The sequence below is a fragment of the Lelliottia sp. RWM.1 genome, from assembly GCF_016859735.1.
In the GTDB taxonomy this organism is placed as follows: domain Bacteria; phylum Pseudomonadota; class Gammaproteobacteria; order Enterobacterales; family Enterobacteriaceae; genus Enterobacter.
Genome location: NZ_WLVC01000066.1, coordinates 1 through 13,934, shown reverse-complemented (window position 1 = coordinate 13,934; position 13,934 = coordinate 1). Strand labels below are relative to the sequence as shown.

9 protein-coding genes and 1 pseudogene are annotated in these 13,934 nt (G+C 49.3%); 5 read left to right on the top strand and 5 right to left on the bottom strand.

Going from position 1 to position 13,934, the window contains the following annotated elements:
- Positions 1-48: 48 nt before the first annotated feature.
- Positions 49-687, bottom strand: a complete 639-nt coding sequence (locus tag GF617_RS25045) for a radical SAM protein (RefSeq protein WP_239006626.1) — start codon at positions 685-687, stop codon at positions 49-51.
- Between the two features lie 339 nt (positions 688-1,026).
- Between GF617_RS25045 and GF617_RS25040 the strand changes: the two genes are divergently transcribed.
- From GF617_RS25040 to GF617_RS25020, 5 genes are read left to right on the top strand one after another with little or no spacing between them, the layout of a single operon-like run.
- Positions 1,027-4,965, top strand: coding sequence for an ATP-binding protein (locus GF617_RS25040; protein ID WP_203452684.1), 3,939 nt, complete (start codon positions 1,027-1,029; stop codon positions 4,963-4,965).
- On the top strand, positions 4,965-7,388 hold the full coding sequence (locus GF617_RS25035) for a PIN domain-containing protein (protein ID WP_203452683.1): 2,424 nt from the start codon (positions 4,965-4,967) through the stop codon (positions 7,386-7,388). The genes GF617_RS25040 and GF617_RS25035 overlap by 1 nt, the downstream gene beginning before the upstream one ends.
- Positions 7,385-8,530: a hypothetical protein gene (locus GF617_RS25030; protein WP_203452682.1), complete on the top strand. Its 1,146-nt coding sequence runs from the start codon at positions 7,385-7,387 to the stop codon at positions 8,528-8,530. Before GF617_RS25035 ends, GF617_RS25030 begins: the two co-directional genes overlap by 4 nt.
- Entirely contained in the window at positions 8,531-10,387 is a 1,857-nt protein-coding gene (locus GF617_RS25025) for an AAA family ATPase (protein ID WP_203452681.1), read from the top strand. It begins immediately after the preceding gene.
- An 8-nt stretch (positions 10,388-10,395) separates the two neighbouring features.
- Positions 10,396-10,977, top strand: a complete 582-nt coding sequence (locus tag GF617_RS25020; RefSeq protein ID WP_050150660.1) for a 4Fe-4S single cluster domain-containing protein — start codon at positions 10,396-10,398, stop codon at positions 10,975-10,977.
- Between the two features lie 241 nt (positions 10,978-11,218).
- Here the strand turns inward: GF617_RS25020 and GF617_RS25015 are convergent, their stop codons facing one another.
- From GF617_RS25015 to GF617_RS25000, 4 genes and pseudogenes are all read right to left on the bottom strand, one after another.
- Positions 11,219-11,839, bottom strand: coding sequence for an inovirus Gp2 family protein (locus GF617_RS25015; protein WP_203452680.1), 621 nt, complete (start codon positions 11,837-11,839; stop codon positions 11,219-11,221).
- A gap of 463 nt (positions 11,840-12,302) precedes the next feature.
- A complete protein-coding gene (locus GF617_RS25010; RefSeq protein ID WP_203452679.1) occupies positions 12,303-13,067 on the bottom strand; it encodes a hypothetical protein in 765 nt (254 codons plus the stop codon).
- 200 nt (positions 13,068-13,267) lie between these two features.
- Positions 13,268-13,492 carry an AlpA family transcriptional regulator gene (locus GF617_RS25005; protein ID WP_203452678.1) on the bottom strand — a complete coding sequence of 75 codons (225 nt, stop codon included), beginning with the start codon at positions 13,490-13,492 and terminating at the stop codon, positions 13,268-13,270.
- A pseudogene (locus GF617_RS25000) lies at positions 13,489-13,934 on the bottom strand (hypothetical protein); the annotation flags it as partial. The gene GF617_RS25005 and the pseudogene GF617_RS25000, both read right to left, overlap by 4 nt.

Here is a 13,934-nt window from a genome sequence, read left to right as displayed (position 1 = left end):
CATGATGTCCCTCTGGGATGCGCTCCGGATGAATATGATGATCTCATATCAGGAACTTGTTCGCACCTTCCCTAGGTTTTTGTAGTCGATGTTAAACGTGTCCGAACCTATCAATAATTTGTCTTCCAGTACACTGACAGGTTTTATGCTGGCGTTAATTCCCCATGAGGCCAGTTCATTCACCAGATATTCGCGCGTGAAGGCACGATCGGTATCGATTGAGCGAAATGAAAAACTGATCGATGACGGTTTTTTGCGCTGAACATAATCCAGGCTAAATCCATGTGCTCGCCATTTTACTTTTTCAATATGATGACTGTCGGAACTGAGGCGAATATTACAGGTATCACCATTGGCAGAGACAAGGCGATTGATCTCATCAAAGATCTTCTCCAGCTTCTCATGGCGAAAAAAACCGCTGGTAATAAACTCAAAGCTGTTGCCCCCGCGGGACAACGCCAGTAATTCGTAAAAGGTATTAATGTTATTGAGCGGTTCGCCCTCGCCACTCACGGAAATACGTTTTACGGCCGGATCATTAATGAGCGCCGACAGGTTGTCACGTGCCTGTATTGACAGCACCATACTCTTACCCGTTGCGTGCTTATCCGCATACATGCAGAACGCACAGCCGATGCCACAGATCTGGGTGATATCCACATAAAGCAAATGACCATGTAATTCCATATATAATATTCTGCCTTATTTTTATTTAGAGTAAAAAACCAACCTAACACAAATTAAAGATAGAGCTATCGCATAAATTATAATAATGACAATAGTTCATCACTACTATTATTAGTGTATTGACTCCGAGAATTAAAAAACATAAATAAAAAGTGTTCTGCCGTAACCAACTAGTGAATTCTAGCATCAGAAAGAATTCTTATAAAAGAACACAGTATCAACTTGAACCAATGGTTGAATTCATCACTAAGTAGCCTAATAATGGATTTTCCTGTTTCCCATCCATGACATGGATGCGTCTTTCATTCTGAATACTATCGGATGTGGATACCTTAAATTATGTCCAATCTTTACATTTGGGTTGACGATAAAAAACGCAATAACCTCATACGAACAATCGACAACCTGGCGCGGCGACATCCAGATTTTAAAGCGCTGCTGCGTGACGGAGATAAAATTGAAAATACCCTCAATCTTTTGTTTCCTCACGGCATGCCGATGGAGTACCTCATCTCCAACCTCAGCATTGATGAGCGGCCGGAAGAGAATTTAGATTTAGCCTTTCGTCCTGTGCTCGGTCCTGGGCAACCCTGGCCGTTCCCGCCAGGTTGCTCACTGGTTGCAAAAGGTTTCTGGAAAACCGGTGCGCCTTTTTTCAAAATTCAGGATATTTTCGAGGTTGCAGATGCGCCTGCACAGGTCTATGAAAAAAGTCTTCCCGTGGTGGTTTATCAGGATAACCCCGCCCTACAGCCTCGAATCAAAAGAACCGATAATGCGCTGAGCCGGGAGTTAGCCCAAGAGCTACCGCCAATCTCCGCCAACACACGAAGTAAACTGGTTGACTGGCGCGAGTTTCTGGAATGGAAACGCAAGCTGGTTTCCGAAAAAACCCGTGGATTGCATTTTACAAAACGTGGATGGCAGGAAGACAAATTGGTTTTCCAGGTCGTTGGTGAAAGCGAACAATATATCCGTGACGTGCTGCGTGCCTTGTCGCGCCAGGATGTAGTGGCGTTTGATCCTGCAGTTTCTGAAGATGAGTGGCTGTTTCGAATCAGTGATAAAGACAGCGCCAAACGTACACCAAAAGGGATTGAACTCGGGCAACCGGAGGTCAGGCCAACGCTTGTGCCAAACAGGAGCATCCCCCAGGGTTGTCCGTGGCCCGTACCGTGCCTTGTCGATGTGTTTGTCAGCCTGTCAGAGGATGACCAGAATCAACTTTCGACGGCAGAGGATCATGAAAGCGCCCGCGACAGTTTACTGGCCAGGATCCCTGAAAAAGGCTTTCTTTCGGTTTCGGCGGCGGGCGATTTAGCCTTGATCCGCCGTCACGAGCAGGCACTTAAACGCCTGCAAGATCAGGGTGGTTACGCCCCTTATCTCTCATCCTATCTCTTTGATGCGCGCCAAGCCAAAAGCCCCACCTCGTTCGAACCTATCATCGATTGGTTTCGCGAGGATCTGAATATTTTCCAGCAAGAGGCTGTCAACAAAATCCTCACGGCGCCGGATCTCTGCCTGATTCAGGGACCGCCTGGCACGGGGAAAACAACGGTGATTGCAGAAGCCATAATGCAACTGGCGCGTAAAGGGGAGCGGGTTCTGCTGGCTAGCCAGGCGCATACGGCGGTCGATAACGCGCTGGAACGTCTGGGCAAACACCCGGATTTGCGGGTTATTCGTCTCGCACGTGATTTGAGCAAAATTTCCGGCGAGGGCAAAGCGTTCATACAGGAAACCTCCTTATCCCGCTACTACACCTCGCTGGCTGAGGATGTAGAGAAACGCTTTCTGACGCCCTGGCGTGAGACAAAAGATCAGCTCAACCAATTGCAATCGTGGCTCAATCAGGCGGAGTTTTTACGCCGTGACGCAGAACACGCCGGGCAGGCGCTTACCGCGCATGAACATGCGCTAAAGAAGGCAGAACAAAACAGAACTCTGGCGTGGCGGAAATTGCAGGAGCAGGGGCAAAAACACGCAGATGCGAAACAGCGGCAAACCCGGTTACTGGCGCTGAAGGCATTCCTCGAACAGAATGAGGAAACGATCCCTGAGCGTTGCCCGCTGCCGGAACCCGCCGCCTCCGCGCTAGCATCTGCGTTGTTCGATCTTGCCAGCGCGCAGGTGAAACTTCCCGTCTCCGTTGCCGACTGGACCGCCATACCGTCGCAACAACCCCAGATGCTGTCCGGGCTGTTGCGATTCTGGCACAGGTTGTGGGCGCACCGCACCGATCTGGAAAATGATGTGGCCCGCTTGCGGGCCACAGGGCCGTCTGCACTACAAAGCCCGGATCGGGCCATTCACCTCGCTGAATTGGAGGCCGAAGAGCGAGTACTTGCCGATAAACTTGACGACGATGAAAGTCTGTTTCCGGTATGGAAAGCCAAACGACAGGAGATTAAACAGCTTCGCGACAGTTCTGCTGGTGGCTTAAATCCGGAGCTGTACGGCAAAATGTTCCTTGACCCGGAATCCTGGTGTCAGTCGATTGAAAACGCGGAACTGACGGGTAAGAAACTGGCGGCGCGCGTTGCCGCCTTGGTGGCGAGCAGCACCGTGATTGAACGGGAATTAGCACGACTTCTGGCTCAGACTGACGAACTTATTGCGCTTTCTCACGTGCCGGATATCGATGAATCTGAGTGGCGTCAATGCGAGCAAGAAACCGCCCATCAGCAACAGCGGGAGCCACAGATTCGCCAGGCTCTGGAAGACTGCATTAGCCAGCAGGCGGAGTGGTTGGCCCGGCGTGTCTCGCTGGCAACGTTGCCTGATTCACCCTCTGCGGAGATAAGCGTGCGCTTTGCGCAAGAGATGGCGTCCTGCGAAGAAACGATCGGTACGCTGACGTCGCGCCTTGCGGAACAGCAGGCGGTTCAGGAGGTCTGGGAGCCGTTGTTACAGGACTGGAGAAACGATCTAAGCCGTCAGGTTTCGTACCAAAACGACTGGCATCACTTTAAAGAAACGTTTGTGGCTGAATGCAACCTAGTTGCGATTACCTGTAACGAGCGTGAACAAACATTAGAAGAATCGGGCCAGGTCAGTTTTGATGTCGCCATTATCGATGAAGTCAGCAAAGCAACGCCGCTGGAGATGTTACTGCCGTTGATGCGCGCACGCCGTTCAATCCTGGTGGGCGATCACCGGCAATTACCGCCGCTGTTTCAGGAAGGCACCGATGCGCAAACCTTTAGCGATGCCGTCGATGAAGCGGACGAAGACGGGCAGAATACCCGAACATCGCTGACCCGGCATAACCTTCAGCGGTTTGAAAAAATGGTGACGGCATCATTATTCAAATCCCACTTCGAAACGGCTGATGATGCGATCAAAGCGCGTCTGGAAATACAGTTTCGAATGCACCCACAAATCATGGCGATGGTGAATCATTTCTATGAACGCCGCCTGAGCTGTGGGCTGGAGTTCCCCAATTACGACAGAAACCACGGTCTGGTGCTGGTCGATACCGACGGCAACACCATCGTGGAGCCTGCACGAAATAGTGCCGGAGAGCGGGTCGTCAAAGATATCCAGCGCTCGCCTTCAACCATCCCACGGGAAGAAAAAGCGGTAACTGAGGGCGACCATGTGCTGTGGGTGGATACATCCCGTGACCTGCAAGGCCAACTTCATAAAGAAGATGTGGACGCCAGCGGTAAACCCGCGCGCAGCAACTGGCTGGAAGCACAGCTTATTGCTCACACGCTGTTACAGATTGATAAACAGTGCACCAGCCTTGGCTATTCAGCGCAAAAACGCTACCAAGTGGGTGTCGTCTCTTTCTATGCCCGTCAATGTCGGTTGATTCGCGAGGCCATCCGCGAGGTTAAACCTAACGGACGTTTTGACTGCCTGGATGTCGAGATCAATACCGTTATCCGCTATCAGGGCAAGGAGAAACCTACCATTCTCGTCAGCCTCGTGCGCAATGATGGCGTGGATACCCAAAGCCATGGCGGGAAGGTAAGACGCCGCTCCAGCCGCGCCAACGTCGCGCGTTACGAATTTATCAACGTCGCCTTCTCACGCGCGCAAGAGCTGCTGATTGTGTTTGGCGCACGAAATATGTACGAGTCCTATGACGTCACGCTTCCACATATGGACAGCGAGGGTGTAACAACCCGCACGGTCTATAAAGACATTTTGGATCAACTGGACAGAAATGCTCAGTTGATTCCGGCGAGTCGCCTGATGCGAAATACACCGCAGAGTAAGCGTAACTCTCCACCGTCATCCGGCATGCGTCACAGAGGGAATAAGTGATGAAGTTAGGATCTTTTGCTGTCAGTGTACCGCAGTACAAAATTGAAACGCAGGTGATCTACCAGACCATACGAACCCCCACGGTCTTTGAGCGTATGCTGATGAGACTGTGTAAAAGCTACCGGAAAACGCCGGAAATTGCGCAATTGACGCTGGCGCAGATTTTCGAGCAGCAACTGGGCGTCACATCGGCCAGTGCGCTGGTCGGCCCTTGCGTCGAGGATCTGATTTACCTTGGGGTGCTAGCCTGTCCGGCATCAGAGAACTATATGTCGCTTCGTCTGGCCGACATATCGTTAACCCCTGAGGGGCTCAACTTTCTTGCTCGCGAACGGTTACCAGGGCGCCAGCAACAAACCAAGGTCCAGCACCTGTTTTTGCCTTTATCAAATACCGTTCAGCCAGTGCGCGCCAGCAATCTGCCTGGCACGCCCACCAGCACAGTATTTATCAACAAGGACGTGCTTGAACCGCAGGACTGTTCCGCGTGGATACGACAAGAGTTAGAAAAAGAGCGCCATCCGTGGAAAACAGCGAATACAGAGATTCACTCCGTTCAGTCCAGCGTAGCTGGCGTAGTGTGGGAGCAGCACCAAATCACCATTGAGTGTGATGGGTCCGGCGTCCTTTCCGTTAAAGCGCCAGGCTCTGCCAACTTTGAACAATGGCTGCAAATGGCCGCTGCAGATATCGTGTGGCAGCACATTTTGCAGCCGATCCTGACGAGCGAACCTGCGGCAAACTGGCCCAGACTCAGCGATGAGAGTATTCGCCATGCAACAGAGATAGCGCCGTTAAGTCGCGCAGCAGACAGCACAACGGATCCTTCCGCCACCCTGCTGCACGTCATCACAAATGATGCAGAAAAAGATAACTACTTCGGTGAAAATCTGATCCTGCTGCACGGTAAGAAGAGTTCCATACTGGGCATGACAATTCTGCTCAGGAACGCCGAACCTGAAATCCGCCAGCTTGACAGCAAAAAGGGAAGTCTGTGGCTCGAAATGACAGTGCCTGAAGGTTTACCTGCAGGACTGGCTACTCTGCGTATCCTGAAAAAGGACGGCGCACCGCAGGCGCATTTTTCCGGATGGGGCAACGTCTTTTGGCGAGGGCAAGCGCAGCGTGCCGCGCTCAGCCTCACTGCGGACAGCACCATCAGTGCCGAAATCTGGCAACGGCTACAAGCGGAATTACAATCCGGTCTGAATGCCACGCACAGTGCCACAGCGCACGCCCTCACTTCGCTTTGGCTTACTCCGCAGGAGACGATTACGCACTGGCAATCCAGAAATGAGGTGCGTCCTGTTGCGGAATGGCTTGCCGACGCGAGCGAATTCGCGGCGGCGCTGGAGAGGTTTACCCCCCACTCGCGAGCACAGTGGCAACCATACTGGCTTAACGCGCTTAAAGCTCTGATGATGGCCGGAGTGACACGTTTGCAAACCCCGATCCAACCTGATGAAGCGATCCATTACCTCACCGTTCTGAATCAGTTGGTGCCTGACCATAGCAGTGATTTTTCCGCGCTCTTGCTGGATCACTGCAGTCCGCTTACTGATGTGGCCTCGCTCGAACAACTGCGTAAGGCCGTTGGCCCGACATCGGTTCTGCCGAATTCCCTTTTCAGCAGCACGCTGCTGCAAATATGGCTGGCAGAGGTATTAACGGATGCGCCGCTCACTTTGCATGAGCCTCATGCCTTTGCCCAGTCGCTAACAGCACTTAGAAATGCGCAGCAAGACGTGTTACGCAACGTGGGAATGAAATCCCTGACGGATGCCGCTACGGGCAATTTAAGCCTTAAAAGCGTGAAAACATCAGCACTGACAAGCGTGACACAGTGGCAGAACTCTGTTGCAGCACTCGGTACATTACGTGCGGCCGTAACGTCCGCCTCCTTTTCGCGTATCGATGCATTCGATACGCAAGTTCAGGCCTGGCGAGAACTGGCAACGCAAAAGCTCGCCCATCCCGAAGCGCCCGGCAAACGGTTTGTCATCTTTGATACCAGCGCATTAATAGAGTACCCCAATCTGCCCTCGTGTTTGCAGCAGAATGACACGCCAGTCATCGCCAGGCGCGTTCATCAGGAGCTGGATCATCTCAAAACATCAGACAACCCCAACAAAGCCCGACAAGCACGGGAGGCGATTCGGACGCTGGAACAGGTACACAAAATCGTTCGTTACGAATCCGAAGTTATGGAGCTTCTACCTGCGGACCTCGAACCGACGTCCGATAATCGTATCCTGTCGGTGGCGCTATACCTGCGGCTCAGCGATGTCATCCTGGTGACCGCTGATAAGAGTTTCCGCAACATAGCACGCGCTGAAAATATTACGGCGATTCTGCCCAGCGAATATAAAGAGATGTCGCGCGGCAAGACCAGGCCGCGCAATACGGGAGGAATAGTGAAATGAGCAGACATGAGCAGGCACGCTACCAGATTGAGCGCCAGCGGCGTCAGGAGCTTTTTAACCAGCGGGTCAGTGAGACAACTCGGGTGTATCTCGACCGCTATCGCAACATCTTGAATGACGTACAAAACCAAGGGATCAGCAAGTATGTGCAGGCTGAATTTTCCGCACTGCAACGCGAACTGGAGACTCTGACATGGCTTGTTGATTCCGATCCGGCCACCGCGCGCGACCGGAGTATTGCCCTAGGCCAGCAGGTACATGCGTTACCCAGACACGCCAGAGCAATGCGCCAGGCTGTTGTTGAAGCAGAGCGTGCGGCGGAGCACGTTGCCCAGGAAGAGGCGCGGGAAGCCGTTCGGCAAAGGGTTGAGCAAGAAACCAAAGCCCGCGAAGAAGTGGAAACCGTCTGGCAGAACGAACTGACAAACTGGGAAGATCCGCTGGCCAGGCAATTAGCCTTCAAAGCGCTGGCGGAGCTTCGTCGTCATCTCCTCGACGCCAATCACCACACCACAGTTGAACAACTGCGGGCTGAATTATGCAACATTAAGCACGAATACGAACAGCGTTCTCAGGAAAGAAGAGCGCAGGAGTATCAAACGGCGGTGGCCAGTACAACCGAGGATTCGCTGCAATTATGCCGTGAGCAGATTGCCGCAGCGAGCCGTCAGGCTCCCGAACACGCAGCAGCATTGGCCGCAACTCTTGATACGGCAAGCTCGCTGTCGCCAGAGGAACTCTCCCGGAGAATGGTTGAAGTCACCAGCGAACTCGATACAGCGGTGGTGGATGAAAGCTGCCGCCGTGAAGTCGTGCAGGCGGTTTATCGTTCGCTTGAGGACGCTGGGTTTGTAATGGAAAAACCGCGTCTGGTGAACAAAGATGACAGCAACGAAGTGGTTATCCGCGCGATGAGACCTGCAGGTGCACAAGCGGAATTTAAAATAGAGCTCAGCGGAAAACTGAATTACAAGTTTGACCATTACCAGGGTTCTGCCTGTAAAAAAGATATCGATACGGTCCTTCCACGACTGCAATCCATTTATGGCATTCAGTTGTCCACAGAACGGGTCGTTTGGGAAAACCCGGACGACAAGGACAGCGACGCCAGACCACAACCCGGCATGACAAGGGAGAAATAAATGAGCTCCGGACAACAATCCTGGCAAGAAAATTTCCGCCGCGAATGCGGGATCCGGCGAGGGATCATCCTGCACGGTAACATTGTCGATGTGGTCTACGACGAATCCGCTACAGACCAGTGGAGAAGCATACCGGAAACCATCGATGCCCTACTCAAAGAGCGCGGTTACAGGCATGTTATCCGCTGGGATCGTGTCTCTGGCGTATCTGGTGTCAATGCTCGGGAATGGACCGATCTGATGAGCGCCGCGACGCCCGCTTCCTCACCAGCAGAAGGCGACGAATATGATATGGGCACGCCGTTGCCGACAGCACGGGCCACACAAACCAGCCATGTATTAGAGGTGAATCCACAAGACTTTCTGACAGTCGTCGCCCGGTTGATGAAGTCTTCTGGCCCCGATCGTATTGCCTTCGTGCTGGACTGGTCTCACCTGCTGTTTGGGCAAGCCAACGCGCTGAGTGAAGCGGAACGGGGCTTGCTACTGATGATGGGTAAAGCCGCGCGTGACGCGCAGCTAGCGCTCAACGCTGCGGATATCGACAAACCGCAAACGTTGATGGTTTTTTTGTGTCAGGGCTTATCGGTATTGCCGCCGTCGTTATACCTGCATAACCCGCTGTTCAAAGAAATCAATGTGCCGCTTCCGTCCCGCACCACGCGGGAAAACGCCGTGCTGAGTCTTAATAACGTCCTCATCCTTAACACCCCAATACTGAATAAGAGCCGGGTGCTTGCGGATCTTGTGGATTCGCTGGAAGGGCTTACGCTGCGTGATATTCACAATATTGCAAAACTATCCCGACAACTTCCGCAAAAAATGAGCGCCGAATCGCTGGTCAGCATGTACCGCTATGGTGAGAAAAAAAGCCCGTGGGAAGAGCTGAACCGCGACAAACTGAGCAAAGCGATCGAAACGTTGAAGGTGCGCGTGAAAGGACAAGATCAGGCGCTGGCAGTCGTTAACCAAATCCTGATCCGCGCGTATACCGGCTTATCCGGTTTACAGCATTCCAGCAAACAAAGAACCCCAAAAGGCGTTTTATTCTTTGTCGGCCCAACCGGTGTGGGGAAAACGGAGCTGGCAAAAGCCCTCGCCCAGTTTTTGTTTGGCGACGATGAGGCTTGCCAGCGCTTCGATATGTCGGAGTTCAACCATGAACACGCCGACCAGCGACTGGTTGGTGCACCTCCTGGCTACGTGGGTTACGAAGAGGGTGGCCAATTAACCAACGCGGTAAAAAAACGGCCATTCTCTTTGTTACTGTTTGATGAAATTGAAAAAGCACATCCCCGAATACTCGACAAATTCCTGCAAATTCTGGAAGACGGAAGGTTGACTGACGGTAAGGGCGATACGGTTCAATTTTCTGATACCGTTATAGTCTTTACGTCAAACATTGGGGCGGCGCAAATCGCGGTGGACAATCCGGATGTCAAAGGGGCTTTTATTGAGGAAGTACGTAATCATTTTGTCAGTGAATTGAATCGGCCAGAATTGCTTGGGCGTATCGGTGAGGGAAATATTATCCCGTTTAACTTTATGACCGATGAAAATTTCCTGATTGATATCGCACGATCGAAACTGGAACCGCTCCGCTATCGCCTTAACGAGAAATGGGGCGTAACGGGAATGCACTTCGAGGATGAGACGAAAGCGCTTAGATCGATCGTTAAGATGGTTGATCGCAGCAGCGGCGGGCGCGGTGTGCTCAATGTTTTAATCCGCTGTCTGTTTGATCCGTTGTCCCGATTCCTGTTTGAAGAGGTTGGTTCACCTGAGCACTCCCTGGGTCGTGCAATAAAGGTTGTTCAGGGGGGGACCAAACCCAATTTTGACTTCGATCTGGAGTAAGTCATCCGATGAACTGGCTGAATCTGGCTTCATGGCTCCCCTGCACCGAGGTTGAAGGGCCGGGAAAACGCGCTGCTCTATGGGTTCAGGGCTGCGACAAACGCTGTGTCGGGTGCTGCAATCCCGGCTACCTGAAAATCATTGAGCGTGAAATTATTCACGCGAATACTATGATTGATCGTTTGCTCGCAGCCCATGAAGAATGGGGGCTAGAAGGGGTAACCTTTTTGGGAGGAGAACCTTTCCTCCAGGCGCAAGGGCTGGCAGCAGTGGCAGAAGGTGTCTCACACGCCGGGCTTTCGGTGATGGTATTCACTGGCTACACGATGGGTGAACTAAATGAACTCAATCTGCCTGGCACGCAGGCATTGCTGAAATGGACGGACGTGATAGTTGATGGCCCCTATCAGGCATCCAGCCCCGATCGGACACGTAAATGGGTCGGTTCTACGAACCAGCAGTTTCACTATTTAACCAACAGGTACAGCGAGTCGATAGAAGGCTCAACCCAGCCAGACCGCGCCATGGAATGGCGGATCAGCGGTGATGGCCGCATTGTGGTCAATGGCTGGCCTTATGCTATTAAATGACTGCCGTAGGTTCGAATAAGTCCGGGATAAACTACAAAATCAGATCGCGTTAAGGTGCCGCGATCTGATTGTGTAGTTTAAGCCTTTGGATGCGGTCAGACCCATTATGACGCTTGCGGGTCGTTGGTAGGGTAGTACGCCTAACGGGAAGGGGTTCCAAGCATTAAAAAGTTACCGTTACTTGAATACAAACAAATCAGGCCTTTCCTCCATAAAAAAGGCCTGTCCTGTAAAAAACAAACTATCCCCGGCTACATCCAAAATTGCGGTCACCATCACCAAAAAATTTTGTATCGAGTTTGGCCAGGTAATCGAGGCGATTCAATAAATTGTTGTATTCCGCTTCAAAATTAAAATCATTGATATCCAATATATAGCGACAATTTTCAGGGTAGTGAACTAATCCCGGATAATCATCCAACTCCAATCCTAGTGCGCTATACCATGCTCTTACAATCATCATTCGTAGATTACTTTCAGTTTCATAATCTCCCAAGTGATAATAAGCATCTTTATTAAAAAAAAGACAAATATGAAAATGGCATTTTCCTCCTTCAGAAAACTCCCGTACCCAAACATGACGAACACGGTTTGAATATATTCTTTTACCGTTATCTGCTCTGGCTTTCTCATTGGCCTCCAGCATGGCATTTAACGCATTACGGAAACGGGATATCGCTCCAGGCTCCATATTTGGGAAGCAGCAAACTGTATCTCCTCTATCTAAAATCGGGGGGTAATGGGCATCAATACGTAATGCCATTGTTCTAGGGAATTCACTGATAGCATCATTGACGACTCGTTCAATATGCTTTTTATACGCTAGTACATGCTCACCATGAGAACCATGATATAATTCCATATTTCGACCTTGTAGTTAGCCCTACGGCTTTGGATAGCCGTATATAGTAATATGATCAGACATGGCTGAATGTCTGTAATTAGTTATTCTAATTTACTGTTGATAGTAATGATATTCTATATAATACCTTTCCAACAATTGAACTTGTTATCAATCCAACATCCATGCAGTAAAAAACTTAAAAAGTAACTCTGCAATTATAATCACCCAAAGATACCATTATTCCAGTGTCTTTTTACCGTGGAAATGCTTATTCCTAAGATCTTTGCTACCTTGGATTGAGAATAACGCTTCTTCTTCTCATTCTGAATCATAAGAAAATATTTACTTCCTTCAGGTCTTCCATGCATTTTCTTTGAGTTCATGTTGTTAACAGGCATCTTTTGTCCTCATCTTACTATTAGTCACCAACATCATGTTGATGAGATGTATGCAAACTAAGTGGTTATGCTTAACATTGGTATCAGAATGTATGGTTAACTTCACCGCCAAAGGGGTTAATGATGATGGCATCTCCTCCTTTCATCGCCTTTTGAGATGCATCGCCTTCGGCAATGACAGGAACCATTACCGCTAGATCATTAGTGTAATAAATCGGTATCCAACAATAGCATGGTTGTTCTGGACAGATTTTATTTCGCTTCAACACTGTTTCAACTCCAAATGTAATAAGCTCAAAGATTGGCAAGATCACAATACCGCTAAAATCAAAAAAATAACCATCATAAATTGTCTCCTTTATTAAGATAGTATTTGATAATCCTCCAGCAATGAGATAGCTGTTATTTACACGTCGATCCGTATAGATAAAAATGGCTTTTTTGACGTGAAATTTCTCTATAAGAATTGTCAGTTTCTCATGAATTAGACTCTTTTCACTTTTCCCCATCTTATCATGGGTTATTTTGTGTTTATAAAATTCATGATCAATGATTTCGTTAGAATGGCGAATGTGCGTATTCCATACGGAGTAAAAAAATTCTTCATGGGTTAATCTAGGTTCAGTTCGTGTCGTTATATTTTCTTTCTCTTTAAAAAGACTGCTCAATGTTAACTCTAAATTATTAGCTATATGGTATTGCAGCGTTATATTATTTAATACAGGAACGGTTGAATTTAGCAGAAATGATATCACCTCTGATCTCGAATATCCTTTTACACGGCTATACGCATCAATTGCTTCGATGGTGGATTGCTTGTTGGGGCTAAATGTTATACGTTTTTGCATATTTCTTCCTGCTCTTCGTTATTCTAATAGCGTAAATTACTTGACCACTATCCACAGGTATTTTATTCATCAAGCTTCTGTTGCGGAAAATGACCAATCTGTACAATATTGCAACCTGCAGAGTATGAGATTTTATAGTTAATCAACCCAGCTACTCTGACTAGTCATCAGAATAGCTGGTAGTTATAATTTTTATTTCCCTATAAATTCCCTTTCGCTGAAAAAGTTAGCAAAAAATCGGAAATGTCATTGCGTAACCAATAATGTCTTCCATTAATTTGCTTTGGACGAGGTAAACCATCAGGCAGCTTGTCTTGACAAAGCCATTTTCGAATGGTTTGGGATTTGTAATTGATGATTTTAGCCAGTTCACTGGTGGAGATAAGTTGTGGCTGAAAGAACTCTTGATGTTCGAATGCACTCATTTCGCCACCTCAAGATGTGAGATGAGGAAAAATGAGGAGATAGCAAAAATTAATAAGGATGAAATGGCAAGATTGGAAATAAAAAAATAAAACTTTTGGACACTATCGGGGTCACTATTACTACCATCTGAAGATGACAATGAAGAACTTTTGGATGATTTTGTCGAACTCCGATGTGATCTAGACGTTTGACTTTTGAATGGCGTGAAATGTGCGATAACAACCCCCACATTCCTTCTGAGCAGAGGAGGTTTTACAACAATACGCCATGAAGATGGTTTTCGGGAAAAACCAGTAACACCCAAACATTGAATTATTTTTTTCCAGAAAAAAGCACTGTTTTTTTTGGGCTGGTGCAGACCCCACTTAGGGAAGGTGCGAATAAGCAGGTCATTTCTTCCCAAGCTGACTCGCTGATTAAAATTTCGCGGATCTGGGCCGA

Bases quoted from the DNA above. Each gene is read 5' to 3' on its own strand.
- GF617_RS25010 (WP_203452679.1), bottom strand. From the start codon at position 13,067: ATGCAAAAACGTATAACATTTAGCCCCAACAAGCAATCCACCATCGAA.
- GF617_RS25035 (WP_203452683.1), top strand. From the start codon at position 4,965: ATGAAGTTAGGATCTTTTGCTGTCAGTGTACCGCAGTACAAAATTGAA.
- GF617_RS25020 (WP_050150660.1), top strand. From the start codon at position 10,396: ATGAACTGGCTGAATCTGGCTTCATGGCTCCCCTGCACCGAGGTTGAA.
- GF617_RS25025 (WP_203452681.1), top strand. From the start codon at position 8,531: ATGAGCTCCGGACAACAATCCTGGCAAGAAAATTTCCGCCGCGAATGC.
- GF617_RS25005 (WP_203452678.1), bottom strand. From the start codon at position 13,492: ATGAGTGCATTCGAACATCAAGAGTTCTTTCAGCCACAACTTATCTCC.
- GF617_RS25040 (WP_203452684.1), top strand. From the start codon at position 1,027: ATGTCCAATCTTTACATTTGGGTTGACGATAAAAAACGCAATAACCTC.
- GF617_RS25015 (WP_203452680.1), bottom strand. From the start codon at position 11,839: ATGGAATTATATCATGGTTCTCATGGTGAGCATGTACTAGCGTATAAA.
- GF617_RS25030 (WP_203452682.1), top strand. From the start codon at position 7,385: ATGAGCAGACATGAGCAGGCACGCTACCAGATTGAGCGCCAGCGGCGT.
- GF617_RS25045 (WP_239006626.1), bottom strand. From the start codon at position 687: ATGGAATTACATGGTCATTTGCTTTATGTGGATATCACCCAGATCTGT.